At 52.7% G+C, this 25725-nt stretch carries 22 protein-coding genes and 2 tRNA genes; 14 read left to right on the forward strand and 10 right to left on the reverse strand.

Features of this window, described 5'->3' with window-relative positions:
* Nucleotides 1-111 precede the first annotated feature (111 nt).
* On the reverse strand, nt 112-1578 hold the full coding sequence (locus K9G39_RS00005) for a PAS domain S-box protein (RefSeq protein WP_292002871.1): 1467 nt from the start codon (nt 1576-1578) through the stop codon (nt 112-114).
* 221 nt (nt 1579-1799) lie between these two features.
* Between K9G39_RS00005 and K9G39_RS00010 the strand changes: the two genes are divergently transcribed.
* From K9G39_RS00010 to egtD, 14 genes are all read left to right on the forward strand, one after another.
* Nucleotides 1800-2501 (forward strand): SDR family oxidoreductase, encoded by a 702-nt coding sequence (locus K9G39_RS00010; protein WP_292002872.1) that lies wholly within the window; start codon nt 1800-1802, stop codon nt 2499-2501.
* A gap of 128 nt (nt 2502-2629) precedes the next feature.
* Nucleotides 2630-3493 carry an alpha/beta hydrolase gene (locus K9G39_RS00015; RefSeq protein WP_292002873.1) on the forward strand — a complete coding sequence of 288 codons (864 nt, stop codon included), beginning with the start codon at nt 2630-2632 and terminating at the stop codon, nt 3491-3493.
* Nucleotides 3484-4143 (forward strand): dTMP kinase, encoded by a 660-nt coding sequence (tmk, locus tag K9G39_RS00020; RefSeq protein WP_292002874.1) that lies wholly within the window; start codon nt 3484-3486, stop codon nt 4141-4143. Before K9G39_RS00015 ends, tmk begins: the two co-directional genes overlap by 10 nt.
* Nucleotides 4144-4279: 136 nt before the next feature.
* Nucleotides 4280-5542 (forward strand): trehalose 6-phosphate synthase, encoded by a 1263-nt coding sequence (locus K9G39_RS00025; RefSeq protein WP_292002875.1) that lies wholly within the window; start codon nt 4280-4282, stop codon nt 5540-5542.
* Nucleotides 5543-5585: 43 nt separating this feature from the next.
* Entirely contained in the window at nt 5586-8747 is a 3162-nt protein-coding gene (locus tag K9G39_RS00030) for a beta-phosphoglucomutase family hydrolase (RefSeq protein ID WP_292002876.1), read from the forward strand.
* 114 nt (nt 8748-8861) lie between these two features.
* The gene (gene queA, locus K9G39_RS00035; protein WP_292002877.1) at nt 8862-9902 is read left to right on the forward strand and encodes a tRNA preQ1(34) S-adenosylmethionine ribosyltransferase-isomerase QueA; all 1041 of its coding nucleotides are present in this window, start codon (nt 8862-8864) and stop codon (nt 9900-9902) included.
* A gap of 29 nt (nt 9903-9931) precedes the next feature.
* Nucleotides 9932-10681 (forward strand): 2-C-methyl-D-erythritol 4-phosphate cytidylyltransferase, encoded by a 750-nt coding sequence (ispD, locus tag K9G39_RS00040; RefSeq protein ID WP_292003060.1) that lies wholly within the window; start codon nt 9932-9934, stop codon nt 10679-10681.
* A gap of 56 nt (nt 10682-10737) precedes the next feature.
* Nucleotides 10738-10811 (forward strand) — tRNA-Met (locus tag K9G39_RS00045).
* Between the two features lie 80 nt (nt 10812-10891).
* Nucleotides 10892-10964, forward strand: a tRNA-Gly gene (locus tag K9G39_RS00050).
* Nucleotides 10965-11016: 52 nt separating this feature from the next.
* Entirely contained in the window at nt 11017-11460 is a 444-nt protein-coding gene (locus K9G39_RS00055; RefSeq protein WP_292002878.1) for a hotdog fold thioesterase, read from the forward strand.
* A gap of 121 nt (nt 11461-11581) precedes the next feature.
* Nucleotides 11582-12991 (forward strand): radical SAM protein, encoded by a 1410-nt coding sequence (locus K9G39_RS00060; RefSeq protein ID WP_292002879.1) that lies wholly within the window; start codon nt 11582-11584, stop codon nt 12989-12991.
* 55 nt (nt 12992-13046) lie between these two features.
* The gene (locus tag K9G39_RS00065) at nt 13047-13565 is read left to right on the forward strand and encodes a hypothetical protein (protein WP_292002880.1); all 519 of its coding nucleotides are present in this window, start codon (nt 13047-13049) and stop codon (nt 13563-13565) included.
* An 81-nt stretch (nt 13566-13646) separates the two neighbouring features.
* Nucleotides 13647-14942: a rhodanese-like domain-containing protein gene (locus K9G39_RS00070; RefSeq protein WP_292002881.1), complete on the forward strand. Its 1296-nt coding sequence runs from the start codon at nt 13647-13649 to the stop codon at nt 14940-14942.
* Nucleotides 14943-14966: 24 nt separating this feature from the next.
* Nucleotides 14967-15974: an L-histidine N(alpha)-methyltransferase gene (gene egtD, locus K9G39_RS00075; protein ID WP_292002882.1), complete on the forward strand. Its 1008-nt coding sequence runs from the start codon at nt 14967-14969 to the stop codon at nt 15972-15974.
* A 143-nt stretch (nt 15975-16117) separates the two neighbouring features.
* Here egtD and K9G39_RS00080 read toward each other — a convergent pair whose 3' ends face one another.
* The 9 genes from K9G39_RS00080 to pssA form a co-directional block, all read right to left on the reverse strand.
* On the reverse strand, nt 16118-16840 hold the full coding sequence (locus K9G39_RS00080) for a CsgG/HfaB family protein (protein ID WP_292002883.1): 723 nt from the start codon (nt 16838-16840) through the stop codon (nt 16118-16120).
* 669 nt (nt 16841-17509) lie between these two features.
* Entirely contained in the window at nt 17510-19321 is a 1812-nt protein-coding gene (gene aspS, locus K9G39_RS00085) for an aspartate--tRNA ligase (protein ID WP_292002884.1), read from the reverse strand.
* A 106-nt stretch (nt 19322-19427) separates the two neighbouring features.
* Nucleotides 19428-19868 (reverse strand): DNA polymerase III subunit gamma/tau, encoded by a 441-nt coding sequence (locus K9G39_RS00090; protein ID WP_292002885.1) that lies wholly within the window; start codon nt 19866-19868, stop codon nt 19428-19430.
* Nucleotides 19869-19999: 131 nt separating this feature from the next.
* Nucleotides 20000-21199 (reverse strand): DNA polymerase III subunit gamma/tau, encoded by a 1200-nt coding sequence (gene dnaX, locus K9G39_RS00095; RefSeq protein WP_292002886.1) that lies wholly within the window; start codon nt 21197-21199, stop codon nt 20000-20002.
* Entirely contained in the window at nt 21196-22446 is a 1251-nt protein-coding gene (locus K9G39_RS00100; protein WP_292002887.1) for a YihY family inner membrane protein, read from the reverse strand. Before K9G39_RS00100 ends, dnaX begins: the two co-directional genes overlap by 4 nt.
* 67 nt (nt 22447-22513) lie before the next feature.
* Nucleotides 22514-23779: an MFS transporter gene (locus K9G39_RS00105; RefSeq protein ID WP_292002888.1), complete on the reverse strand. Its 1266-nt coding sequence runs from the start codon at nt 23777-23779 to the stop codon at nt 22514-22516.
* Nucleotides 23780-23792: 13 nt separating this feature from the next.
* Entirely contained in the window at nt 23793-24509 is a 717-nt protein-coding gene (purQ, locus tag K9G39_RS00110; protein WP_292002889.1) for a phosphoribosylformylglycinamidine synthase subunit PurQ, read from the reverse strand.
* A gap of 13 nt (nt 24510-24522) precedes the next feature.
* Nucleotides 24523-24777, reverse strand: a complete 255-nt coding sequence (purS, locus tag K9G39_RS00115) for a phosphoribosylformylglycinamidine synthase subunit PurS (protein WP_292002890.1) — start codon at nt 24775-24777, stop codon at nt 24523-24525.
* A gap of 27 nt (nt 24778-24804) precedes the next feature.
* Nucleotides 24805-25605, reverse strand: coding sequence for a CDP-diacylglycerol--serine O-phosphatidyltransferase (pssA, locus tag K9G39_RS00120; RefSeq protein WP_292002891.1), 801 nt, complete (start codon nt 25603-25605; stop codon nt 24805-24807).
* Nucleotides 25606-25725: the final 120 nt, after the last annotated feature.

A 25725-nucleotide genomic window follows, 5' to 3' on the forward strand; every position in this document is an offset into this window, starting at 1 on the left:
CATACCATGGGGACTCAAGTCCCAAGGCCATCTGAAAAAGGGTAAGGTCGTTCATGAGCGTACTGGTTACTGGCTTAGTTGGTTACACCACAATATACGCTTCTGATATCATCACCCACTTGAAACAGCGAGGAGCCATATATTACCGGGTATCATGCCGGACTGCAGAATGGTGGGATATCGCCCTATTACCTCCCTGGCGGTGTAACCGGTCAGTTCGGTATATCTCGGATTGACATACTCGACTTCAGCAGCGGCATTCATCATAACAACAACCGTAGGGCTCTGCTGCAATGCGGTTGCAATTTTCTTCAGCTCCTCATCGGAACGTTTTCTTCCGGTTATGTCGCGAACCGTTGAAATGGTGAACTCGCTGCCCGATAGTTCGATTCTCGATGTTCTGACCTCGACAGGTATCCTTGCGCCGTTCTTGTGAACATGAACAGCTTCGAATATCTGGCTTCCTTGCTGGTCGAGAAGACTCATCTCCCGGGAAATACCGGCACCAGGGAAAACAGGTGCATAGATATCTTCAGGGGTCATCCCGAGCAGTTCCTGTTCGGTGTAGCCGAGGATTTCCGATGCCGACCGGTTGACCATTTCAAAAACGCCATGCACTCCGCTATCGGACACGGGATGAACAAACAGGCCGTCCCGGATATTGTCAAACAGTTTTTTCAACTTTTCACCGCTCTCAAGCAGTTCTTTTTCAGCATGCTTTCTTTCGGTGATATCTACCATGACGGTCTGTGTTGCCGGATACCCCTCATAAAGAATGGTGGTTCCGGACAGTTCCACCCAGCGTACCTGGCCGTTTTTGTGGACCATCCTGAATTCCCGGCGAATCTGCTGCAGACGGCCGGAAAGACGATCGCGAAAAGCCTTGTAATAGCTCTCCCTGTCATCGGAATGAACGATATCTAACAACTCTGCCGAAGAGAAGTTCATAAGCTCCTGGGGGGTGTAGCCGATAATGGCTTCCATGGGCTTGCTGGCAAAGCAGATGCGAGGAGGATTGTCCCTGCTGATGATCATCCCCTGTATCGATTGCTCTACAAGGGTCCGGTATTTCTCTTCGCTCTCACGGAGCCTTATTTCCGCCAGTTTCCCTGCGGTAATATCGAGAATGGTAAAGGTGACCCCCTTCGACATATCGCCGGTATCAACGGGGGAAGAACTCAGCAGCGCATCAATGACACGACCGTCCTTGCAACGCAGATGGGTTTCGAGGGTTCCGAAACCGTGTTTGGCTATCTGGAGGTATTTTTCCCGGCCAACATATTCATAATCCTCTTCGGAGATATAAAGCATACGGGAACTATGGCCGACAAGTTCCTCGCGTCGATAACCGAGAATATCGCAAAGACGCGGATTGGCATCCATTATGATTCGGTTGACGACCACACCGATACCTACAGGAACAGCACGCAGGATGCTTTGCAGATAAGCTTCACTTTGCTTGCCTGAGGAATTTCCGGCACATGGAAATCCGGAGTCAGCAGGCACTTCCTGATCCCCCGGTTTTTCCGGAAACACTGCACCGGCGTCTCCCGGCCTGGATTCTTCGGAGTCTTTCATTAATTTTAACTCAGACCAGATGTTTTAGCGTAACAACCCGAATTTTCCGTCAATAGTAGAGCAAAAACCCAAGGCTTGCGCCGAACAACCCGCTTCATTGCAAATACAAAAACAACTCCCTTTTGTCAATCCCGCCCGGATTATCCCAGTTTAAAGAAAAATTCTGCAATTATTTCTATGTTTGCAAGTACTTTCCACTTAATTCCCAAGCAAAAGACACTATGGATGAAAACAGGGTGTTTCTCATTACCGGAGCATCGACCGGTATCGGTGAGGCAACGGCCCGACTGGCCGCAGAAGCCGGGTATCGCGTTGTGCTCGCCGCACGCTCCCTCGGAAAACTTGACAGGCTTGCCGGCGAACTGGAGCCGGAGCGTGCTTTTGCCGTTCAGTGCGACGTTTCGGACTGGGCGTCCCAGGAGCGCATGATCGCAAAAACACTCGAGCGTTTCGGCAGGATCGATGCCGTCTTCGCCAATGCCGGCTTCTCGAAAGGTTCGTCATTTTTCGGGGGAGAAAACAGGCCCGATGAATGGAGGGAAATGGTGCTGGTCAACGTGTTCGGTGCGGCCGCAACGGCCAGGCTCTCACTTCCGGAACTGGTAAAAACGAAGGGTCACTTTCTGCTGACGGGCTCGGTGACAGGACGAATCACCTCCATCCGTAACCTCTACTCGGCAACCAAATGGGCGGTTACCGGAATGGCGCAGGCCATACGCAACGAAATGGCGGGAACCGGAGTGCGCGTCACCCTCATCCAGCCGGGGGTGGTCGATACGCCTTTCTGGAGCCATCTGGAGAAACCCGGCACTCCGGAACTGCAGGCCGGAGATATCGCCGCTGCGGTGCTTTACGCCGTTTCACAACCGCCTCGTGTCGACGTGAATGAAATCGTCATCCGGCCGACCGGACAGCCTCACTGATTTCCCGGCCGGGAAAAAACGGGCGGCACCACGAAAAAAACGGTTCACGGCGATAATTTTGCCGGATGATATTATTTTAGACGGGATATGAGTATTTTCTGCAACCGCTTGTAAACCCGACTCCGGTCATGGCTTCTCAAAACCGGTACATCACCCTTGGAGGTCACCGCCACCGCTATGTTGCAACCGGCAGTTCCGGACAAACCATGCTGCTCCTGCACGGCATCTCGTCTTCACTCGATTTTTACGAACAGGTGATCCCGTCCCTGTCGCGTTCATTCAGGGTTCTCGCCTTTGATTTCCTCGGTTTCGGGCTTTCCGACAAACCCCGTAAAACTGATTACAGTCTGGAACTTTACGCCTCCCTGATCCGCGAATTCCTTGAAAAGACCAACAGCATCGGAGAACCCCTCTATGCAACGGGACACTCCATGGGAGGCAAATACCTGCTCGCATCGGGACTGCTCTACCCCGGCACATTCCGGAAACTGGTACTCAGCAATACCGACGGATTCATCAACGTACCTGCATGGGCTCGGGGCATAAGCCTTCCCGGAGTGCGTCAGATTCTCAAAAAGGTCATGACCGGGGAGAAAATGGCTGAGAAAATGTTCACCTCGGCATTCTACCGCACAAAGAACGTCGATTCCCGCTCATTCAGCAAAAATCTCGCTGCAGTCAGGGACAGGGAGGCTTTCGATACAGTCATGTCCCTGAACCGGAACCTCATGAAACTCGACATGAACCGTACAGGCCTGCGCAAACGACTCGGAGAGCTGAAAATCCCCGTTCTGATCATCTGGGGTGACCACGACCAGTACTTCTCTCCGAAAATAGCCCGCTCGGTGAACTCGGAAATCCCCTGTTCGAATCTGGTCATATTCCCAGAATGCGGTCACGCCCCGATGCTCGAATACCCTGAGAAGTTTTCTGAAACCGTCAGGGAGTTCATTCTTTCAGAACATCCTTATCCGGAAACACCATGCTCATAACCTTCGAAGGCATAGATGGTGCCGGCAAATCCACCCAGATCAGAAAACTGCAAAAGCTGCTTGCCGAAAAACAGTGCGAGACGATCGTGCTGCGCGAACCGGGAGGAACCGAGATTGCGGAAAAAATCCGGCAAATCCTGCTGGAAAGCCGCCACGACATCACCCCTGTCGGCGAACTGCTGCTCTTTTCGGCCAGTCGTGCCGAACTGGTACAACAGGTCATCCTGCCAGCTATCGCCGAGGGAAAAACCGTAATTCTCGACCGTTTTTTTGACTCCACAACGGCTTATCAGGGTTACGGCAGAGGTCTCGACGCCGAAATGCTGCAGTCCATTATCAGGCTCTCCACCTTTTCACTGCACCCCGACATCACCTTTTATCTTGACATCTCGCCGGAGAATGCCATGTTGCGGAAATTTTCCGAAAAATCGCTGCCGCTGGCTTTGGAAGAAAACGAACTTGACCGTATGGAGCGATCGGGATCGGATTTCTACCAGAGAGTGCGGAAAGGCTACCACCGTATCATCGAAGGGGAAAAAAACCGTTTCGTCGTGCTCGATGCACTCGACAATCCGGAAAAGCTGCACAAGGAGATTGTAGCCTCGCTGGGTGAACGGTTTCCGGCGTTTTCAGGTCTCAGGACACCCTGATACGGAAAAGGTTGACATAACGGGAACTGCGGAAGGGTCTTCCTGTGTTAATAGAAAAGTTTTTTCAAGCTTTTATTGCGTTTTTGCTTAGATTGAGTATCGATCTACTCTGTCCACATCTCCTTACCGGCTACGCATGCACGAAACGATTCTCAAAGAGCACCAACTCACCACCTGCATCTCTCCGATCACGCTGCAGGATATCCGGACTCTGAAGGAACTCTACCGTCTGAAAGCCGAAACACGGGAACTGCGGGAACCGATTGTAAGAAACATCATCAAGCAGCGGGTCGTTGGCCGTTCCTGTGTGGAATCGCTTAAAAACGCGCTCTACTCACTCGAAACCATCTACATCGACGACGACACCGGACAAAGGCTTCTGCGCATCGACGGTATGAGAGAGATAGAGGTCGATCTGACCTACGAAATACGCGAACTCCAGAAAGACATCTACTATCTGGAATACGGCGAAGACAAGTTTATCGACTATCTGGCCAAATTCATCCCGGGGTTCCGCGGTTATGTCAATCACGGCATCGACATGTTCCGGGGAAAACGGTTCAATGCTTTCGTAACAGACCGCGACGGAACGACAAACAACTATTGCGGCCGTTACCGCTCTTCAGTACAGCCGATATACAACTCCGTCTTCATAACCCGGTTCGCCAAAAACTGCTGTCGCTTTCCGATCTTCATCACCTCTGCGCCACTGAAGGATTTCGGTATTCTCAATGTATCGATCAATCCAAGCAATACCTTTGTATATGCCGGCTCCAAGGGACGCGAATTCATCGATCTCGATGAGCATTTCAACAGTTTTCCCATCGAGGAAAACAAGCAGAAGATGATCCGTCTCCTGAACGACCGTCTTCATGTACTGCTCCAGGATCCGAATTTCGAAAAGTTCAACTTTATCGGATCGGCCATGCAGATCAAGTTCGGACAGACAACGGTAGCCCGTCAGGACATAAGCAAATCCATCAGGGACGATGAATCCGCGGCTTTCCTTGAAAAAGTAAAGAGCATTGTCAGGGAAATCGACCCGCAAGGCAGAAATTTCCGTATCGAAGACACCGGTCTGGATATCGAGATCATTCTCACCATAGACGTCAACAGCGACAGCTCCTCCATCAAGGATTTCGACAAGGGGGATGGTCTTGCCTTCATCAGCGGCAAGCTCGGCATCGATACCACGAAAGGACCAAACCTTGTCTGCGGCGATACGGCATCGGACATTCCCATGCTGAAAAAAGCCGTCGAAATGTACGACGATGTATGGGCGGTCTTTGTAACGCGGGATGAAAAGCTCAAGAAACAGGTGGAAGAGATCTGTCCAAAAAGCTATACCGTTCCTTCTCCCGATATTCTCCTCACCATTCTCGGCCTTCTGTCACTGTAATAACATATTTCGGTAAACTTTCGCAACCATTTAATGTGTGGTAATGAGCAACGTATTTAAAGGCGCAATATTCGATCTTGACGGAGTAATCACAGGTACGGCCAAAGTGCATAGCCTTGCCTGGGAATCGATGTTCAACTCCTTCCTGAAAAGTTATGCTGAAGTGAACAATGAACCGTTTGTGCCTTTCGATCCGGTTCACGACTATCACAAATATGTTGACGGAAAACCCCGCATGGAGGGCGTCAAAAGCTTTCTTGCATCCAGAGAGATAGAACTCCCCTTCGGAGAGCTTGACGACACTCCCGAAAAAGAGACCGTTTGCGGTCTCGGCAACAGGAAAAACACGCTTTTCACCGAAATCCTCGTCAGGGAGGGTCCGGAAGTTTACATGACCTCGGTGGAACTGATCGAAAAACTCATCGCCAGAGGCATCCGCATCGGCATAGCATCATCGAGCCGCAACTGCCTGGTGATCCTCCAGCTTGCCCGGCTGGAGCATCTTTTTGAAACCAGGGTGGACGGAGAGGTTTCCATCGAGATGAACCTGAAAGGCAAACCCAATCCGGATATTTTCATCACAGCCGCTCACAATCTCGGACTGGAACCCCATGAGTGCGTCGTGGTAGAGGATGCCATTTCAGGCGTTCAGGCCGGTTCGCGAGGCAATTTCGGTCTGGTGCTCGGCATCGCACGCGAGATAGAAGGTTCGAAACTCAGGGAGGAGGGTGCCGATATCGTCGTCCGGGACCTCGGAGAAATCACGATAGCGGATATTGATGCATGGTTCAGTGAAGGCCTTGAAAAAGAGTGCTGGAACCTGACCTACAACAGTTTCATAGACCGCGACGAAAAGCTCAGGGAGGCACTCACTTCGTCCGGAAATGGCTATCTCGGCGTCAGGGGCGCCTATGAAGGCTCGAAAAACTCCCGACATCACTATCCGGGCACCTATATCGCAGGAATCTACAACCGTCTCCCGTCGGATGTGCACGGTCAGACCGTATTCAACAATGATTTCGTGAACTGCCCGAACTGGCTGCCTCTGGAGTTCAGCATCGGCGGCGGCGATTTCATCGACCCATTCGATCAGAAAATTCTCAGCTACCGGCAGAACCTCGATCTGCGAAACGCCGTCATGGAGCGGGAGATCGTCATCCAGGACAATCTCGGAAGAATCAGCAGGATCAGCAGCCGGCGCTTTGCCAGCATGGCCGACCCGCACCGCTGCGCCCTGCGTTTCAACCTCCGACCGGTCAACTACACCGCATCGGTTGAATTCCGTTCCGCCATCGACGGAACCATTGAAAACAAGGGGGTTGCCCGCTACAGCGAACTCAGCTCCGATCATCTCGAGCATATCGAGGCCTGCAGCGACAATGAAACGATCTTTCTCCATGTCCGCACCAACCATTCGCATTACGGCATCGCAACCGGAGCACGCACAAGGGCGGTCTGCCACGGCCAGCCACTGAGGGCAGACCGGACGGTAATATCCACGGAGCGTTACATCGGCCAATCCTTCAGCATGCAACTGAGCCCGGAGAAAAGCTGCACCATCGAAAAACTTGTCTCCATCCATACCTCCCTCGATCGCGACGGTACAGGAAACCCGCTCGAAGCGGCAAAAGCCTCCCTGCAGCAGGAAGAAACCTTTGATGGACTCCTTCAGGCCCATACCGAAGCCTGGGAAAAGATCTGGCGTCAGAACGGCCTCTGCATCGAAGGTGACCGGCTCAGCCTGAAGGTGCTGCGCCTGCACATCTATCACCTGATGGGCACTGCATCGCCTCACAATACCGTCATCGATGCGGGCATCACAGCAAGAGGTCTCAACGGAGAGGCTTATCGGGGACATATTTTCTGGGATGAAATTTTCATTCTTCCGTTCTTCAACAGAACCTTCCCGGAAATCTCCAGGGCCCTGCTCATGTACCGATACAACAGACTCAATGCGGCAAGGAACTACGCAAGGGAAAATGGTTACCGGGGCGCAATGTTTCCATGGCAGACTGCCGATGATGGCGAGGAAGACACCCAGGTCATCCATTTCAATCCGACAAGCGGCTCGTGGGGCCCTGACCTCAGCCGCAAGCAGCGGCATGTCTCCATTGCGGTATTCTACAATACCTGGAGATACATCTACGATTCCGGCGATACCCGTTTCCTCAACGAGTACGGAACGGAAATGATGTTCGAGATAGCACGATTCTGGGCAAGCATCGCAACCCTCTCGCCGGAAACCGGCAAATACCATATCGAGGGGGTAATGGGCCCCGACGAGTTCCACGAAACACTCCCCGGAAGCGGCGTGGAAGGCGTAAAGGACAATGCATACACCAACATCATGGCCGCATGGCTTTTTGAAAAAGCCGTCGAAATCAGCGAAACCATCGACGAGGCTGTTTTGAGAAACCTGCTTGAAAAAATCCACCTCGGATTTGATGAACTGCAGAAATGGAGGGACATCAGCAGCTCCATGAATATTCCCTTCGGAAGCGAGGGCATTCTGGAACAGTTCGAAGGCTACATGACGCTCCGGGAGCTTGACTGGGCCCTCTATCGCTCCAAATACGGCAATATCCACAGGATGGATCGCATTCTCAAGGCCGAGAATGACTCTCCCGACTACTACAAGGTAGCCAAGCAGGCCGACGTGCTGATGACCTTCTACACCCTTTCTCCGACGGAAGTGGCCAGGATTCTTGAAAAAAACGGTTATGCAGTACCCGATCCGATAAAGCTGGTGCGTGACAACTATTCCTACTACGAACCAAGAACCAGCCATGGTTCGACCCTGAGCAAGGTTGTCCACTCGATAATATCGAGCTACCTCGACAACGGCCACGAAACGGCATGGAAATGGTTTATGGAAGCGCTGAAAAGCGATATAGGTGACACCCAGGGGGGTACGACACAGGAAGGCATCCACTGTGGCGTGATGGCCGGCACACTCGATACCGTGGTACGGTACTTTGCGGGAATTTCGTTCGATAACGGCATGCTCAACGTGCATCCGAACCTGCCCGCACACTGGAAAAAGCTTGAAATCAACGTCTGTTTCCGCGCAGACCGCTACAGAATTGCCCTTGTTCCCGGCAGCGTAACGGTCTTGCTCGACGATTCCGAAGCGGATGAAGCGGCGGCCTGCATTAACGGTCACCTGGTGACGCTTTCAAAAGGTGCAGCCGTGGAAACAGCCTGAACCCGAAACCGGCCACCGGCACCGCTCAGCGTGCCGGTTAATTGCTCTTTTAGATGGAAAAGCGTATTATTTTTATTTTTTTACTTTTTCTGACGACCTATTGCATCACCGCTTATGCGCCTGTCCAACTTCAGATATAATCTGCCCAAAACAAAAATTGCCGATCATCCGGTTTCGCCCCGCGACAAGTGCAAGCTCATGGTACTGAACCGGCGGAAAAAAGAGATCGAGCACAAGGTTTTTGAGGATATCGCTTCGTATTTCAAAAAAGGGGATCTGCTTGTCGTCAACAACAGCAGGGTCTTTCCTGCCAAGATTTTTGGTCAGAAAGAGAAAACCGACGCCAAAATCGAGGTATTTCTCCTCCGGGTGCTCAACAAGGATGCCGGATTGTGGGATGTACTGGTCGATCCCGCCCGAAAGGTACGGGTAGGCAATAAAATCTACTTCGAAGAGGATGTCGTCGCCGAAGTGGTTGACAATACCACGTCGAGGGGCAGAACGATCCGGTTCCTTAACCCTGAAATCGATGTATTCGCTCTTGTTGAACGGATCGGCCACGTACCGCTCCCTCCCTACTTCCTGAGAAAACCCAAGGAGGCCGACAAGGAGGACTACCAGACGGTTTACGCCTCCCAGACCGGTGCGGTCGTTGCCCCCATGGCAGGCATGCATTTCACGATGCCCCTCTTGCAGAAAATCCAGAAAATGGGAGTCAAGATCCTGCCGATCACCCTGCATCCGAGCCTGAGCACCTTCAGCGCCATCGAAGTGGAGGACGTATCGAAGCACAAAATGGATTCCGAATATTTCAATATTCCCTACCAGACGGCAATGGAGATCAACGAGACCAAGGTCAACAAGTCCGGAAGGGTAATTGCCGTCGGCACGACAACCTGCAGGGTGCTTGAAGCCAACGCCACCGTTGACGGAAAAATCAAGTTCGGCCGGGGCTGGACGGACAAGTTCATTTATCCGCCCTACCAGTTCAAGGTAACAGATGCGCTCATCACCAATTTTCAGCAACCGGAAACGACACTGCTCATGGTTGTCAGCGCTTTTGCCGAACACCGTCTTCTTATGGAAGCCTATAAAATAGCCCTGAAAACCGATTATCAGTTCCTTGCATACGGTGACGCCATGCTGATTCATTAAATTCAACAGCAGTTCTCTCCCCTATGACCATCAATGCCTGTGCCATCATTGCCGCCAGCGGTATCGGCAAACGCATGCAGCTCTCCAGCGGCCAGAGCAAGCAGCTGCTCGAGATCGGCGGACTGCCGGTAATCTACCATACACTCAGGGCTTTCGAGTGTGCATCCACGATTCAGGAGGTCTACATCGCCACTCGGCAGGAAAACATCGCAACCCTCAGCGCCATGGCCGAAGCATTCGGATTCGGGAAGGTCAAGGCGGTCATCGAAGGGGGTAAGGAGCGGCAGGACTCGATCAGAAACTGCATCCGGGCCATCGAAAACGGGATGGCGGATTCCGGCAGAAGACCGGACATCATCATGGTACACGACGGAGCCCGACCGTTTATCCGGCCTTCGGAAATCGACGAAATCTCCCGGCTCACCATGCAGTACGGGGCTTGTGTTCCGGCGACAAAACCCAAGGACACCATCAAATTCGTAGGAAGCGATCCGGGATTTTTCGGAGAAACTCCCGACAGAAACCGGCTTCTGCAGGTTCAGACACCCCAGAGCTTCCTGAGCGCCCTCGTCATCCAGGCCCACGAACAGGCCGAACTGGAGCAGTGGTACGGCACCGACGACGCTTCTCTGGTCGAACGCTTTTTTCCCGAACAGCCGGTCAGGGTTTATGAAACCGGTTATCACAACATTAAAATAACAACCCCGGAAGACGTGGAGGTAGCCGAAGCGATCTACCGGAAACTCCAGACCGAGGAAGAGACGGACGGCGAAAAATAAATTCCTGACCGGGTTGTTTTTTTTCAATTCTTTCCTATATTTACAGCCCGTCAACCGGTGAGATAGCTCAGTTGGTTAGAGCACAGGATTCATAACCCTGAGGTCGAGGGTTCAACTCCCTCTCTCACCACTTTCGAGTGAAACTCTGTTGACTGTCGCCGGAAGCGACCTGAAATGGCATGGCGCGTCAATAGAGCTTCGCTTTTACAAGCGGGTGTAACTCAGCTGGTAGAGTGTTTGCTTCCCAAGCAAAATGTCGCGAGTTCGAATCTCGTCACCCGCTCTCAAGTCACTACCGTACCACTATCGGGAACGCCCGTCCATCAATCCCGCTCATGCAGACACCTTCAATTTTCACCGTTCCCGTCACTCCTGAAGAGATCAACGAAACGCAGATTATCGACGGCCAGATGGCGCGTCATCTCGGCATCGAAATGACCGAGGTCGGCCCCGATTACATGACGGCAAAGATGCCGGTAGATCATCGTACGATCCAGCGCATCGGCATCCTGCACGGAGGCGCGTCGCTTGCGCTTGCAGAAACCATAGGGAGCATCGCAGCCTCCTACTGCGTCGACCGTGAGCGGTGCTACATTGTCGGCCAGGAGATCAACGCCAACCATATACGGCCGGTCAGGGAGGGCTTCGTTTTCGCTACGGCGACACCTCTGCATCTCGGAAAAAGTTCGCAGGTGTGGGACATAAAAATCCGCAACGAGGGAAAAAAGCTCGTCTGCGTAAGCCGCTTTACGGTCGCAGTTCTCCGCAAACCCGACTGAAAAACCAATGCCGCCGGGGAAACTCGTTTTTTCGAATCCGGCGGACGTTTTTTTTTGAAAACTTTTCATACCTTGTTCTTTCGCAGTTTCAGTTTTAAACATTTTTGCCGTCCACAAGGGTATGCAGACAGAACAATCCGACGCCGTGATACCACCGTTTGCCCCCGCCGCAGGTTACTCCGAAGAGCTTCTGCAGCAGCTCGCCTCCCTACAGAAATCCAGAAAGAAATGGCTGCTGGTGCAGCCGGTGAGCAACACCAGCATGATGGTGGACTCGGGAACGGTCAGCATGCCGCTCAACCTCATCATGGTCGCCACGATCGTCGGAAAGCTTTTCGATGTCACCTTCATCGATGAACGACTCGGAGAACGCGTTCCCGAAGACCTTTCGGGATTCGACGTCATCGCCATCACCTCGCGTACGCTGAACGCCAACAAGGCATACCGGATAGGCGATGCGGCGCTCAAACAGGGCAAGACCGTCATTCTCGGCGGTGTGCACCCCACCATGCTGCATGATGAAGCCTCACAGCACTGCACCAGCGTGGTCTACGGAGAAATAGAGTCGATCTGGACGGAACTGGCTACCGACGTGCTCAACGGCAGGATGCAGCCTGTCTACCGTGCAAAGACGCTCAAGCCGATGGGCGACATGCACCGCCCGGATTTCAGCTATGCCATCAACTCCAAAAACGCGAAAAAGTACAGTACACTGATACCCATTCTTGCCACCAAGGGTTGTCCGGTCGGCTGCAACTTCTGTACAACGCCTACCATATACGGCAAAAACTACCGGTATCGCGAACTCGATCTCGTGCTTGAGGAGATGCGCTACCACCAGGAGCGGCTCGGAAAGCGGAAGATCAACTTCTCCTTCATGGACGACAACATCAGCTTCAGGCCGAAGTATTTCATGACGCTGCTCGAAGAGATGGCAAAGCTCGGCGTGCACTGGAACGCCAACATCTCCATGAACTTCCTCGACAAGCCGGAAGTTGCCGAACTTGCCGGACGCTCGGGCTGCGACCTCCTGAGCATCGGCTTCGAATCGCTCAATCCCGAAACCCTGAAAAGCGTACAGAAAGGCTCCAACCGCCTCGGAAGCTATGAAAAGGTGGTCAACAACCTCCACCAGAACGGCATCGCAATCCAGGGCTACTTCATGTTCGGTTTCGACAACGATACCGAAGAGAGCTTTCAGCTCACCTACGACTTCATCATGAAGAACCGCATCGAGTTCCCGGTTTTCTCGTTGGTGACGCCATTCCCCGGCACACCCTACTTCGAGGAAATGAAATCCCGCGTGCGTCACTTCGACTGGGACAAGTACGACACCTACCACTACATGTTCGAGCCCAGCAAGATGAGCGGAGAAAAACTGCTCGAGAACTTCGTGAAGCTGCAGAAGGAGGTATACAAAGGGCGTTCGATCATGCAGCGCATGAAGGGCAAGCCACTCAACTGGGTCTGGTTCGTGAACTACATGATGCACCGCTTCACCAAGAAGCTCTCTCCTGAATACTACTACTGAAGCACAAAGAGAGTTACACGCAACCTGTCTGAAAGCATCCAACCGAACTGCCACCATGCGGAAACTCTCTGCCAGGAGCCTCAAATGGCTGAAAGGCTTCCACCTGATAGCCGCAGCATCGTGGACAGGAGGCGCCATTTCGCTGCTTTCACTCTACTTCCTGAAAAACGGCGTCACCAACGGCAGCGAACTTTACGGTATCAACCGGAGCATTCACCACATCGATATGAGCATCGTGGTCATCCCCGGAGCAACAGGCTGCCTCTTCACCGGGCTCATATATTCCCTCTTCAGCAACTGGGGCTTTTTCAGACACTCCTGGCTTACCTTCAAATGGATCGTCACCATTGCGGCAATACTCTTCGGTACATTCTTTCTAGGCCCATGGGAAACATCCATGATGGATATCTCCGGAAACATCGGCATCGCTGCCCTGCAGGATCCGGCGTACCTATGGAATCAGAGGATGAACCTGCTCTTCGGCACGGCCCAGGTGCTCCTGCTCCTCGCCACGGTATTCATCTCCATCTTCAAGCCCTGGAAACCAGGTGCAGGTTCTTGCAAAACCCGGTGACATAATGCACCCCGGATTCCGTACCATGCTCTTTACGCGTTTTTCCGCGATCCGGACCCAGAAACACCAAACCGTCATACAATGCCTGAACTGAACAATGTGACTACCGGCGAACTGCTCACGATGCTGGAAAGCGGCACCTCGAAAATCATCGATGTCCGCCCTGTTGACGCCTATAACGGATGGATAATACAGGCCGAGGCTCGCGGCGGACACATCAAGGGCGCGAAATCCCTGCCCGAAAAATGGGCTCTTTGGCCCGAATGGAAAACGATTCTCGATTTCAAGCAGATCAGTCCCGGAGATGAACTGATAATCTACGGGTACACGGCAGAACAGGCTTCAGTAATGGCGAAACGTTTCATGCAGAACGGATACAGCAACGTATCGGTATATAACGATTTTCTTGCAGAATGGACATCCGGTGAAGAATATCCGATGGAAAAACTGCCAAACTACCGGATGCTCGTCTATCCCGAGTGGGTCAACAGCCTGATTACAGGAGGTTATCCCCCGGAATACAGGAACGACAGGTTCGTCATCTGCCATGCACATTACCGCAACCGCGATGCCTATCTCGGCGGCCATATTCCCGGCGCGATCGATATGGATACGCTTGCGCTGGAAGCGCCCGAAACATGGAACAGACGAACTCCTGACGAACTGAAAAAAGCATTCGAGAAGCACGGCATCACGGCCGATACCACCGTCGTGCTTTATGGAAAGTTCCTGAACCCGAACAACGACGACCCGTTTCCGGGAAGCGCCGCCGGCCATATCGGAGCAATCCGGCTTGCCTTCATCATGATGTACGCAGGAGTTAAAGACGTGCGAGTGCTCAACGGCGGATACCGATCCTGGGAAGATGCCGGGTATCCCGTCAGCACGGAAGACGAACCGAAACGTCCGGTTCCTTCGTTCGGTGTTGCAATACCTGCAAAACCCGAACTTGCCGTCGATACCCCCGAAGCAAAAGAAATCCTTCGATCAGACGACGCAGAGCTGGTCTGCGTCAGAAGTTACCCTGAATACCTCGGAGAAGTCAGCGGGTACAACTACATCAAAAAGAAAGGTCGCATACCCGGAACGGTGTTCGCCGAATGCGGCAGTGACGCCTACCACATGGAAAACTACCGGAACCTCGACCATACCACTCGCGAATACCATGAAATAGCCGCTATCTGGAAGCGTTCAGGCATCGTTCCGGAAAAACACCTCGCATTCTACTGCGGAACCGGCTGGAGAGGCAGCGAGGCATGGTTCAATGCGCTCTTGATGGACTGGCCTCGCATATCGGTATACGACGGAGGCTGGTTCGAGTGGAGCAACGATCCCGATAACCCCTGGGAAACAGGAGCTCCCACGGAGAAGCAATGAAAAACCTGAACCAGTGAAGGTTTCATGATGGATTATAACACAAAGGAAATCGTCAAGTGCGGTTCCGCAACGATCGTGAACCATCTGCCGGAAATAGGCCTCCTGAAGGTTGTTTCGGAAATCGTCGACGGCCTGAATTCCAGCCCGAAAAGAATTTCATGCAAATACTTCTACGATACCGAAGGCTCTAACCTGTTTACCGAAATCACCCGCCTTGCCGAGTACTACCCTACACGGACAGAGAATGCCATACTCAGGGAACTCCCCCTCGAAAAGCTGATCGGATCTTTCGATATCGACATCATCGAACTCGGCAGCGGGGACCACAGCAAGATCACCCTGATACTCGAAAGGTTTTCAGAAGCACAGCTGCAGCACATGCGGTATATTCCGGTAGACATAAGCTTTTCAACGCTTGAAACATCTGTCAGGAAGCTCGCAGAAAGGTTTCCGTCCCTTGCAGTAGAGGGCATCGTAGCCGATTACTACCACCAGATGCATCTCGTCCCCGGAGAGCGTAAAAAACTCTTCTGTTTTCTCGGCAGCACCATCGGTAATCTCGACCGGGCTGAAGCCATGAACTTTGTCAGGAACATCAGTGATATCATGCGCCCCGGCGACAGTTTTCTCATCGGATTCGACCGGATAAAGGATACCTCCATGCTGGAAAGCGCATACAACGACCAGACCGGGCTTACCGCCAGATTCAACAAAAACATCCTGCGTGTCGTCAACCGCCTTATCCTGTCAGATTTCGACCCGGATGATTTCGTGCACAGGGCGTTTTACAATCCCCGGCACAGGAGAATCGAAATGCACGTCGAAGCGAAAAAGTCGCTCCGTGTATGCTGCCCATATATGAAACAGCCTTTTGAGCTGCAAAAAGGCGAAACCATCCACACCGAAAACTCCCACAAGTTCGATGAGTGCGATATACATGCCCTGGGCGAACATGCTGGCCTCGCTGTCAACCGGATTTTTTCCGATAAAAAAGAATGGTTCAGCCTGGCGTATTTCCGGAAAACGAACTGAACAGATGAGGCGAATGGAGATACTCGCGGCAGGAACATCCATTCTTTCATGATCACAAGAAAAAAAACCGGAACTCCGGTTTTCCAAACGGGTACTCTGTAAAAGCAAAGGGGGCAAAACTGCCCCCCTTCACTATTATAGCATCAATCATCAAGATCGATCGAACCTTTCGTCTTCTCTCTGCGCTTCCTTTCCTTCTGGTTGTATTCATCCATACAGCCACTGTTTTTACCCTCTACAAGAGAGCACTGGAGGTAATCGGATATTTCAATAATACAACCCCTTATCGCTTTTCCTACTGGCGTATCCTTGTATTGATTGAGATGGCCGCCGAAACCACCGCGGTAGACGCCAACACTGATACCGCTGGATTTTGATGTTGCTTCTACTGTCCGGGCGTCATAGATTTCTCCCGTTGCAACGTCGATTACTTTCAGGTCGACCGCCATGTATGCCTTATCCTGTCTTCCTCCCAGACTGATGCCGCCGTAGGAGAGGCCACCGCCGCCGCCACTCGTATTGTGCTCGAAAGCAGACACGGTAGCCGCCACGAGGTATTTTGCGCCGGTAATTTTGCCTAATCTCGCTCTTGTTTTAGGGTTAACCCTGCCGGATGCTCCGAGATCCTGCTCATTAAGTACAGCATCGAGTTCTCTCCTCTCGAGTACCCGAAAACTGTTCGTCGATGCCAGTTCAGAAATGAGCATATCCTGCAATTCATATCCAACGCCCCCGTGCCACCATCCTGCATAGGTATTGTTCGTAAACCGCAACACTCCTATCCTTGGCTTTTCGTAGGCAAATCCCTCAGAAAAAACAGAGCTTGAAAAAAGAAAGAGAAACAGTAGTAATGCTTTAATACGCATGATGAACCTCCCTGGTTGTTAATAGTAAAATAGGGGAACCTGTCAGACTGCACGGATAAGGAGTTATATCTTTTCCCGGTGAGAAGAGGTACCCCTCGACCAGTGATTGAATTTCCTCCTGACCATCAACCGATGGCAACGCAAACACCTGTAAGGTATCACAGAAAAAAGTAAAACCAAAGCGCTTAAGAAACAGCTGTTACCTTAACCTTCTTTTTTTCTGTTTGTTACCCGAACAGCATGGCGTATAAAACAATCAAGTTTACCATTCATCGTCCTGAATAATTCGTGAAATCGAAGTGACTGAGTCAACGCTATTCCTATCGATAAGTCGATTCAAGGTGCCCTGCATATCGATTTTTTTTCACCTGCCGAAATACGCATCGAAGTCTTACAGACGCAAGGCGAAGCAGTAAATCAGGGATTCGATCCTGTGCGGTATGCTTCGTGTCTGTTTTCGCATTTAGTTGTAATAATAAGGAGCGTCCCGTATTACACGGGTATTCAGGAATACATCCCCGTGCCTGTGCTCATCAGAAATACGGATTCAAGTTAAAAGTACCGCGGACACGAAATACAAAAGGGGCCCGAAAGCCCCTATTGCAATACGAATACTGACTCCTGTCTTCCGACTCACAGCTCACTGCGCACCGCCCACGATCTTCCTGCCTACTGTTTCACCGGCGGAAGCTCGATCTTCAGGCAGAGTTCCTTCAACTGCTGCTCCATGACCTCCGAAGGTGCGGACATCATGAGGTCCTGGGCCGACTGGTTCATCGGAAAAGCGATCACCTCGCGGATGTTCTGCTCGTCGCGCAGGATCATGACGAGACGGTCGAGGCCGGGAGCGATGCCTCCGTGCGGCGGCGCGCCCAGCTTGAAGGCGTCGATCATGTGGCCGAACCGGCTGTCGACCTCGTCTTTCGAATACCCTGCTATCTCGAATGCGCGGTACATGATGTCGGGGCGGTGGTTGCGGATCGCGCCGCTGGAGAGTTCGATGCCGTTGCAGACGATGTCGTACTGGTAGGCAAGGATGTCGAGCGGCTGCATGGTGTCGAGCGCCTCCATCTCGCCCTGCGGCATGGAGAAGGGGTTGTGAGAGAAGTCGATCTTTTTGGACTCTTCGTTGTACTCGTACATGGGAAAATCCACGATCCAGCAGAAGGAGAGTTCGTCGCGGTCGAGCTCGAAAAGATCCCCGAACCAGGTACGCATGCCGCCCATGATCCTGCAGGTTGATTCCCACTTGCCGGCACCGAAAAACACCACATCGCCGGTCTCAAGACCGAGCTCGGCTTTCAGGCGCTCCATTTCCGCCTCGCCGAGAAACTTCACCACGGGGCCTTTCGGGCCTTCCTCCCTGAACTGGATGTAGGCAAGGCCGGCCGAACCGAGCTCGCGGGCCCGTTTTTCGGCCTTGTCGTAGAAAAGCCTCGACTCGCCGCCGCGCCCCTTGAGCACCAGCGCCTTGACGCACGAGCCCTGGCGGGTATTGGAAGCGAACACCTTGAACGATGAATCAACGAACAGCGACGTAACGTCACGGATTTCAAGCGGAATGCGCAGGTCGGGCTTGTCGGTACCGAAACGGTTCATGACATCCCTGTAACTGATGCGGGGAAACGGGTACTCTGTGATCCGCTTCTTCGACATGGTTTCGGTGAGGTGGCGGAACATCCCTTCGAGAATCCCGAAAAGATCGTCCTGCTCGATAAAGGCCATTTCCATATCGATCTGGTAGAACTCGCCGGGGCTGCGGTCGGCGCGGGCGTCTTCGTCCCTGAAGCAGGGCGCTATCTGGAAATAGCGGGGAAAGCCCGCAACCATGAGCAGCTGCTTGAACTGCTGGGGCGCCTGCGGCAGCGCATAGAACTTGCCCGGATGCAGACGGCTCGGCACAAGAAAATCCCTGGCGCCTTCGGGTGAACTCGATGTGAGAATGGGAGTCTGGATTTCGATGAAGCCGCGCTCGACGAGGTAGCTGCGCACTTCGGCGGTGAGGCTGCTGCGGAAAATGATGTTTTCGTGGAGCTTTTCGCGACGAAGGTCGATAAAGCGGTACTTCAGCCGGAGCTCTTCGGAAGTCGGCACCTCGTCGGCAACGGGAAAAGGCAGAGGCTGGGCTTCGCCCTCGACGCTCAGAGCGCTGACCACAACTTCGATCTGGCCCGATGCAAGACGCGAATTGACGGTTTCGGGGCTGCGCCGGACAACCGTGCCTTCCACGCAGATAACCGACTCGGAGTGCAGATGCCCGGCCGCATCGAACAGGTCCTGCTGCTCGGGCTGGATGACAAGCTGACAGATTCCGGAATGGTCCCTGAGATCGATAAATATCAGCCCGCCATGGTCCCGTTTCCGGTGAACCCATCCTCCGAGCCTGACGGAACGGTTTTCACACTCAAGACCAAGCTGGCCACAATAGTCCGTTCGAAACCTGTTTTGAAGAGTTATCGCCTTCTCTGCAGCTCTATGCATAACTTCTTTTTTCTTTGATAATGATAAATGAATTGTCTGAATGGGTAGCCTGAAAAGTCTGAATATCGGGAATTTTTGCTGATTTATAAAACCCGGCCGTTCCTGATCAGTAGACCAGCTCCCCGCCGAACTCCCTGATGATGAACTGCACGACACCGTTACTGCGCGAGAGCTCCTCGAAAAGCGTGAAAACAGTTTTCTCTTTCGTACAAGCGTCTTTTTCGGCGTCATAGACAAGACGCAGGTTCAGGGGCAAGCGGTAAAACGCGGCAAGCTCCTTCTGCAGCGCGGGCAGTTCCGGCAACAGCTCTTCATAGGAAAATTTCCTGCAGCACGAAACTGTAAAAACGCCCCGCCCTGTGCAGGATACCGGTTCACAGGAGCTCAGATGGGCAGAGAGGACGCTGTGATCGGCACGGGCCACCGCATCAAGAAACTGGTGCCACTCAACTTTCAGCGACTCGATATCGGGTATGGTACCGGCCAGCTCCGCAGCATCCTCTGCCACTCCGGCCGGTACAGGGTTAATTTTCCTGGAGTTAGGCATAACACCCGACGCAAAACCGGATAGTTTTTTCTGCCACGAACCAAGATCGATATTATTATTTTTTATCGGGTTGGGGGCAGCAGACGCTGCTTTGGGAGTCTCCGGTTCAGGCGGTACCACCGCACTGCTTTTCAGTGCTGCATTACGGGCTTTTTTTTTTGCGGCGTACCGGGAGCTTCAGCCGAAGCGCCGGAGGTCGCACCGCCTGATGCCAGATCAATAAGCTTCAGGAGCGCAAGTTCGAAACGGAACCGGTACTCGAACTGGAATTTCAACTCCCTGGAGGTATTGAGCAGGAGATCTATCATCTGCATGACCGAACCGGGAGAAAACCTTTCCGCATCGCGCAGGTAACGCTCCCGAACGGCATCGGGACGTTCGACCAGCCTCGGGGAGCGGAGGTTCTGAACCATGAGGATGTTGCGCAGGTGCTCGATCAGCTTTTCAAGAAAATCCTGTTCGTCATAACCGTTTTCGATGACAAACTGTGCGGTATCGATCATGGCGGAGGGATTCCTCTCGAGCACCGCATCGGTTACGGCAAAGAAATGATCGTCATCGACATAGTTGAGCAGTTCGGCAACTTTGCTGTAGCTGATCCCCCCCTCGTTCTGACGGTCTACCGAAAAGGCAATGACCTGATCGAGAATGCTCTGGGCATCGCGCATGGAGCCATGGGCCTTGCGACCGACAAGCTGCAGGGCGTCCGGTTCCACTGTGATCCCTTCAGCATTGCAGATCATCTGCAGCTGCTTCTGTATCTCCTCCAGGGGTATCCTCTTGAAGTTGAAACGCTGGCAGCGGGATGCGATGGTGGCCGGAATCTTGTGAAGCTCGGTGGTAGCGAAAATGAAAATCGCATGCGGAGGCGGCTCTTCAAGCGTTTTCAGGAACGCGTTGAACGCCGCAATGGAGAGCATGTGCACCTCGTCGATGATATAGACCCTGTAGCGCCCTTTTTGCGGCCCGTAACGGACATTTTCTCGAAGGGTACGAATATCGTCGACGCTGTTGTTCGATGCTGCATCGAATTCCGCGATGTTCAGGCTGGTTCCGGCATCGAAATCCCTGCAGCTCTCGCACTCTCCGCAAGGCTCGGTTACCGTTCTGAGGTATTCCGGATCCTCTATGATTTTCTGGCAGTTTACCGCTTTTGCGAAAACCCTTGCCGCAGTGGTTTTGCCAACACCCCTCAAACCCGAAAAAATATAGCCGTGGCCTACCCTTCCCATCCGAAGCGAATTCTGGATCGTCCGGGTTATATGCTCCTGCGCGGTAATATCCTCAAATGTTTTCGGACGGTATTTGCGCGCAATGACCTGATAACTCATGCTTTATTAATAAGTGAATCCTCCAATAGCGAAGCAACCGGCATATCCATCAGCCCTTTCATGCATAACGTCACCTCTTTTTCGATCGGAGCAAGAGCCTCGAGCGTTGTGCCACCTGAATCTGCAAGCGCCTCATCCAGGTCCGGCTCACGGGGTATGAGGGTGTAGAGATCGAAAAGGGTAGTCCTGTACAAATCAAGACTCACTGCAAGCTTCCCTTTTGCAGTCTCATGAATCACCCCTTTTTCAAGCAGCAGATCGATAATCCTTTCCCTCCCGGGTTCTTTCCGTTTACCGGCACGGAGCGGCCAACCTCCCTGCTGATCCTGCAGGAGTGAACCGAGCACCGAGAGCACAGGAGCGAGACCCTGCAGCGTTTTTTTCAGCGCCTCTGCTGGCGGATCGTGTCTCATCGCCCCAAGGGTGAAAACAAGTTCGGCTCCGGTCAACACCACCAGCCAGCCGAGATAAATCCAGAAAAAAAGCATCGGTACAGCCGAGAGCGCACCGTAGATATGTTCAAATGTAGCAAAGCGGCTGACATAAAACACAAACCATTTTTTCGAAAGTTCAAAAAGCAGTGCGGCAAGCGCTGCACCCGAGAATGCATGCAGAAATTTCACCCTGCAGTTCGGAACCAGCACATACAGCAGAAAAAAAGCCGCAAGAGAGTTCATGAACGGCAGAAAGGAGATCAATCGCGTTTTCATTTCAAGCAGAGGCCCTTCGGTGAAAACCGTAAACCACACATACGAACTTGCCGCAAGGCTGCCGCCGATCAGCACCGGGCCGAGGGTCAGCACCGTCCAGTAGAGGGTGAATGCCTGCATCGGCTTTCTGGATGAACGTACCCTCCAGATATCGTTGAAGATACTGTCGATGGTGGAAATAAGGGAGAGCGCAATGATAAACAGCAGCACACCCCCGACAAGCGTCACACTGGAGGTTTTTGCGATAAACTCCTCAAAATAGCGCTGAAACAGCTCACCGGAGGAGGGCACGAAATTCTGCAGGATAAACTCTTCGATATAGCGCTTCAATTCCGCAAAAAAAGGGAACACCCTGAGCACGGAAAGTGTCACGGCAAGAAACGGAACCATGGAAAGCAGCGTCTGAAAGGCAAGAGAGGCCGCACTGAGAAATACCCTGTCTGCAAGAAGATTTTTCAGAAAAAAAGGCGCCATTCGGCTAAAGTAGGCCGGAATGCCGGCAGTGTTGAACACGCCGGAAACTGGAGGTTTCTTCATATTTTTTCCCATTGCCGTTCTCCCTTGGATATCCTGGGCGGCGGGGGTTCCTCCGGAGAAATCCCGCTCAGCTTTTCTGCACCGCCGGCCTGCCGGATACGCTCGAACTCCTGACCCGAAGCATCAGGAGAAGACCTATCGCAAAAAATACCAGCAACGAGGCGAGCGCGACTTTCTGGCTCGATGCCTGAGCCGATACCATGCCGAATACCAGGGGACCCGCTATGGCCGATGCCTTTCCGAAGGTCCCGTCATAAAAACCGAAAAATTCCGCAACATGTTCACGAGGCGTCAGTTTCGCCATCATGGAGCGCGAGGCGGCCTGAGAGGAACCCATCGCCATGCCGGCGAGCATGCCTGCCGGGAAAAACAGTTCCTTGCTGTCGGCAAAAACCGCCGCCAGCACCACGCCGAACCAGATCATCAGGGTAAAGACAATGGTTCGCTTCGGCCCGATCCTGTCCGTTATGAACCCGAAAACAAGCGAGCCGGCAATCGCAGTGGTCTGCACCAGCATGAAAAAGACAATCAGTTCGCCGGTGGTAAAATCAAGGGTATTCTGGGCATAGATCGAAGAAAAGGCGATAATGGTGAGAATGGCATCGTTGTAGAAAAAGTATGCCAGAAGAAAGCGGGCAAGATCGGGATAGCTCATGATGTGGCGTACGGTATGCTTCACCTCTTTGATGGAGCGAACGATCAGCTCCAGGGAAATAGCACGGCCGTCACGCTTCTTCTCGTCGCGGTGCACAAGAAAAAGCGGAAGAGAAAACACGAGGAAAAAGAGCGCGGTTATAAAAAAACCGGAACGAACGTTCAGGGCATTTTCCGGCACAATGCCGCCACCGAGAAGCGGACGCATAAGCAGAAGAATGGAAAGCGAACCCAGGTAACCCATGGCAAAGCCATAGCCGGACACCCTGCCGATGCTGGTCTCTGAAGTGATCTCCTTAAGGTAGGCATCGTAAAAAACAAGCCCGCCTTCAAAACCCATATTGGCAAGTACAAAAAGTATGATTGCCAAAACCGCCATACCGCTGTCCGAAAAGCCGAGCAGCGCTGTTGCCGCCACCGAAAGCATGGTAAAGAAAAAAAGATAGCGCTTCCTTCTGCCGGAATAATCGGAAGCTGCGCCAAGCACCGGCGAAACAAGGGCGACAAGCAGCATGGATGAGCTCACGCCTGCCCCCCAAAGAACGTCGCCATAAGAATCACCGCTGCAGATCACATTTTTGAAATACAGGGGGAAAGCGAAGGTAACCATCATGACGCTGAATGAGGTGTTGGCGAAATCAAACAGCAGCCATGAAAACACTTTATGTTTCTGCGTCACGACAATTCAGTATTTATCCTGTTACCGATCCACCGACGATACAGCCGAAAACCGATTCGAACAACCGCCGTCCGTCGCCTGAGCCGAGCAGCGGATCACTGGCTCTTTCGGGATGCGGCATCAAACCCAGCACATTGCCCTCCCTGTTGACAATACCTGCGATATTGCCGATGGAACCGTTGGGATTGGATTCAGGAGTGAGGTTACCTTCCGGGTCACAGTAGCGGAAGACGATCTGGTTGTTTTCCTCAAGCCTCCGGATAACCTCGGGCGGAGCGAAGTAGTTGCCCTCACCGTGCGCAATGGGAATGGAAAGCACCTCACCCTGCCGGTAGAGACCGGTGAAGATGGTTTCTGTGTTGACCACGCTGATGGCCGTTTGGGAACAGATGAATTTCTTGTCGCGGTTTCTGGAGAGCGCTCCCTCAAGCAGGCCGCATTCGAGCAGCACCTGAAAGCCGTTGCAGATGCCGAGCACCGGATAACCTTTGCGGGCGAACTCGATCACCTCCTGCATGATCGGCGAAAAACGGGCTATTGCCCCCGCACGCAGATAGTCACCATAGGAAAAGCCTCCCGGAAGGATGATGACATCCGCGCCCTGCAGATCGTGTTCATTGTGCCAGAGCATGACCGGCCTGACGCCGCTGAAGGATGCAACGGCATACTCGGTATCGTGATCGCAGTTGGAACCGGGAAAAACAACAATTCCTGCAGTTATATCAGCCATAATCGGATTCTGTTTAATTGACTTGTTCCAGCTCGAAAGCATAGTTTTCCATAACGGGATTCGAGAGGAGTTTCTGGCAGATCTCGTTGCATATCCGCTCGGCTTCATGGCGGTCCACCTCGTTGATGCTGACTTCAATATATTTGCCGATTCTTGCCGAATCGACGGTGGTATATCCCAGATTTTTCAGGGCATGCTCCACAGCTTTACCCTGTACATCGAGAATGGACTGACGCAGGGTAACCTTTATTTTAGCGTTGAATGGCATGGTGCTTTCAGGATGGATTGAAAAAAATCAAGTCTGCCACTGCCGGATAAAAAGCCCGAGCGAGCGGATAACCCCGAGCAGAATATACAACAACATGGCAAGAAAAAAAGCCTTCGCCTGGAAGAGAAGTACGCAGAAAATCGCGATCAGATAGAGACCGAGCTGCACTGGCTGCTTCCTGAAGGTTTCAACCGTCGGTTTCGGCAGAGCATCGTAATTCACCTTGCTGATCATCAGAATCGAAAGGATGACCGACAACCATCCGAGCACGGATTGAAGCGATTGCGCCGGAAGCATGCGTTCGGAACCCATCCAGAGCACAAAACCGGCAACCGTGAGCGCCTGGGCCGGAGAGGGAAGGCCCGAAAACGACTCCTTGCGATATCCGATCAGATTGATGTTGAACCGGGCCAGACGCAAGCCGCTTCCCACCATGACGAGGGAGCTCAGAAAAATGCCTGCATAGCCGTCCATTCCCTCCAGCGCGAACCGATAGACAAGATATGCCGGTGCCGCCCCGAACGAGACCAGATCGGAAAGCGAGTCGAGCTCGATACCGAAATCCGACGTCCCGTTTGTCACACGGGCGACAAATCCATCTATGGTGTCGAAAAAAGCGGCAAAAATAATGAACCAGCAGGCAGCGGCAAAACTCCCCTCCCCCGCCATTACAATGGCGATATAACCACAGACCATGTTCAGGACGGTAAAAACCGAAGGCACGAACGAACGGGATACGAAAGGGAGTAAACGGGAACGGCCTTCCGGATCGCTCTGGAGAACGGGCGGATACCGTTTGCGGGATGTCTGTTTTTCAGCGTCTGCCATAGGTAGTGCTACCGGTTGCCGGGACCTCTGCATCCCGACATATCCGAGCGGTTGCCTTCAGGGATCCTCAGTGAAATTTGACCTTAAAGGTACAATCTTTCAGGCGGCTTTGAAAGCATC

The sequence above is a fragment of the Chlorobium sp. genome, from assembly GCF_021740465.1.
Taxonomy (GTDB): Bacteria; Bacteroidota; Chlorobiia; order Chlorobiales; family Chlorobiaceae; genus Chlorobium.

Excerpts from the sequence above, each read along its gene's own strand:
- K9G39_RS00005 (WP_292002871.1), bottom strand. The coding sequence starts at position 1,578 with ATGAAAGACTCCGAAGAATCCAGGCCGGGAGACGCCGGTGCAGTGTTT.
- K9G39_RS00010 (WP_292002872.1), top strand. The coding sequence starts at position 1,800 with ATGGATGAAAACAGGGTGTTTCTCATTACCGGAGCATCGACCGGTATC.
- K9G39_RS00015 (WP_292002873.1), top strand. The coding sequence starts at position 2,630 with ATGGCTTCTCAAAACCGGTACATCACCCTTGGAGGTCACCGCCACCGC.
- tmk (WP_292002874.1), top strand. The coding sequence starts at position 3,484 with ATGCTCATAACCTTCGAAGGCATAGATGGTGCCGGCAAATCCACCCAG.
- K9G39_RS00025 (WP_292002875.1), top strand. The coding sequence starts at position 4,280 with ATGCACGAAACGATTCTCAAAGAGCACCAACTCACCACCTGCATCTCT.
- K9G39_RS00030 (WP_292002876.1), top strand. The coding sequence starts at position 5,586 with ATGAGCAACGTATTTAAAGGCGCAATATTCGATCTTGACGGAGTAATC.
- queA (WP_292002877.1), top strand. The coding sequence starts at position 8,862 with ATGCGCCTGTCCAACTTCAGATATAATCTGCCCAAAACAAAAATTGCC.
- K9G39_RS00055 (WP_292002878.1), top strand. The coding sequence starts at position 11,017 with ATGCAGACACCTTCAATTTTCACCGTTCCCGTCACTCCTGAAGAGATC.
- K9G39_RS00060 (WP_292002879.1), top strand. The coding sequence starts at position 11,582 with ATGCAGACAGAACAATCCGACGCCGTGATACCACCGTTTGCCCCCGCC.
- K9G39_RS00065 (WP_292002880.1), top strand. The coding sequence starts at position 13,047 with ATGCGGAAACTCTCTGCCAGGAGCCTCAAATGGCTGAAAGGCTTCCAC.
- K9G39_RS00070 (WP_292002881.1), top strand. The coding sequence starts at position 13,647 with ATGCCTGAACTGAACAATGTGACTACCGGCGAACTGCTCACGATGCTG.
- egtD (WP_292002882.1), top strand. The coding sequence starts at position 14,967 with ATGATGGATTATAACACAAAGGAAATCGTCAAGTGCGGTTCCGCAACG.
- K9G39_RS00080 (WP_292002883.1), bottom strand. The coding sequence starts at position 16,840 with ATGCGTATTAAAGCATTACTACTGTTTCTCTTTCTTTTTTCAAGCTCT.
- aspS (WP_292002884.1), bottom strand. The coding sequence starts at position 19,321 with ATGCATAGAGCTGCAGAGAAGGCGATAACTCTTCAAAACAGGTTTCGA.
- K9G39_RS00090 (WP_292002885.1), bottom strand. The coding sequence starts at position 19,868 with ATGCCTAACTCCAGGAAAATTAACCCTGTACCGGCCGGAGTGGCAGAG.
- dnaX (WP_292002886.1), bottom strand. The coding sequence starts at position 21,199 with ATGAGTTATCAGGTCATTGCGCGCAAATACCGTCCGAAAACATTTGAG.
- K9G39_RS00100 (WP_292002887.1), bottom strand. The coding sequence starts at position 22,446 with ATGAAGAAACCTCCAGTTTCCGGCGTGTTCAACACTGCCGGCATTCCG.
- purQ (WP_292002889.1), bottom strand. The coding sequence starts at position 24,509 with ATGGCTGATATAACTGCAGGAATTGTTGTTTTTCCCGGTTCCAACTGC.
- purS (WP_292002890.1), bottom strand. The coding sequence starts at position 24,777 with ATGCCATTCAACGCTAAAATAAAGGTTACCCTGCGTCAGTCCATTCTC.
- pssA (WP_292002891.1), bottom strand. The coding sequence starts at position 25,605 with ATGGCAGACGCTGAAAAACAGACATCCCGCAAACGGTATCCGCCCGTT.